At 63.2% G+C, this 1,641-nt stretch carries 1 protein-coding gene; it reads left to right on the plus strand.

The window, feature by feature from the left end; translation table 11 throughout:
* A partial coding sequence (locus tag PZA18_RS23835; protein WP_284103392.1) for an RHS repeat domain-containing protein occupies positions 1-1,641 on the plus strand: 1,641 nt, incomplete at both ends.

The raw sequence follows: 1,641 nt of genomic DNA on the forward strand, positions 1-1,641 counted from the left end.
AACCTTCCAAGGCCATTGCCGATGCCAGCAAGAAGCTGGCGGAATTGCGCAAACCCTTCCTGAACGGTGCGCGTACCGCGACCGAGGCGGACACGAAGGCGATTGCCACGGCCCAGGCCGAGCTCGATGCGTTGTGGCAGAGCGCCACGACCCATGCCACCCGTCACCAGTACGATGCCGCTGGCCGCAAGATTGCCACCACCGATGGCATGGGTAGCCAGACCCTCTACTACTACGACGACGCCGGCCGCTTGGCCTATACCGGGCGTCTGGGGAAATCTCACGACCAGACACTGCTGGAAATCGACCAGATCGACTACACCGCCTTTGGTGAGGTCGCCAACACTACGGTCTATCGTGATCGGATCGACCTCTCGACCACTCAGACCAGGGGCGACGCGCTGGCAACCGCTGCCAATCAGATCAGCGATCTGAGCCAGCGCCAGAAGACCGACCAGAACGGCAAGACGACCCTGACAACGGGCCAGGCCAAGGCCGCGCTCGACACCCTGGTCAACCAGGTGCTGCGCAATGGCCCGGCCGTCTCGGCCACCCTGCGCGATGGCTCGGCGCTGAGCAGCACGACCAGCAAGACCTATACCCGTCGCGGCCAGCTTGAAAGCCAGCGTAGCGGCATCGCCGATGCCGTGCATTACGCCTACACCGCCTTTGGTGAGCTGGCAGACACCTCGTATACCTACCAGGATGAAGCCGGGCGTCGCCAGAACGCGGTCAGCCACAAGACTTACGACCAGCGTGGCTTGCTGATTGCCACCAGCCAGTACAAACAAGGTGGCACAGCCGCCGAGAGCCTGGAAACCGGCAAGACCCAATACGACGCCTTCGGCCGCGCCGTGACCCAGACCGATGGCCGGGGCATTGTCCGCCACACTGAGTACGACCGCCTGGGCCGGGTGGTGATGACCGAAGATGGCTTCCAGCGCCAGACCCGCACGCAGTTTGATGCCTTTGATCGGGTGAAGTCTGTTACCGATCCGCTGGGTCATGTCACTGTGTACACCTACCGCCGCGACGACACCCTGTTGGCCGGCCAGACGATCAAGCCGGGTAAGGAAGGCGAGGCGATCTATGTTCCGGCACTGAGAGTGGAAATATCCCGCCCTGGTGGCCTGAGCGGCCAAGGAGAGCTCAAGACCGTCACGATCAAGGATCTGTTTGGCAATGTGGTCCAGACCGAAGACGAAGCCGGCATCATCACCCGCTACGAATACAACTCCTCCGGCCAGCTGACCAAAACCGTGCGCGATGGGGTGGAGATCAGCGGCAACACCTATCAAGCCAACGGCCTGCTGGCGACCAGCACTGATGCCCGTGGCACCGTCACCCGGTACGACTACGATCCGGCCAACCGCCTGGTGAGCAAGACCGTCAACCCTGGCGGTACCGCTGCCGAGCAGGTGGTCACCCGCTATGTGTTCGACGGCGCAGGCCGTATGCTGCGCGAGATCGGGCCGGATGGCCGGGTGGTGCAGACCGAATACGGCGAGGATGGCCGGGTACGGGCCGAAGTCAAAGACCCGGATGGTATCCAGGCTCGCACCGAGTTCCGCTACGACGCCGCTGGCCACACCACCCGCATTGATGCCGGCGTGACCTATAGCGCCATCCATGACCCGGTGA

This window comes from Parachitinimonas caeni (genome assembly GCF_030129945.1).
Lineage (GTDB): Bacteria > Pseudomonadota > Gammaproteobacteria > Burkholderiales > Chitinimonadaceae > Parachitinimonas > Parachitinimonas caeni.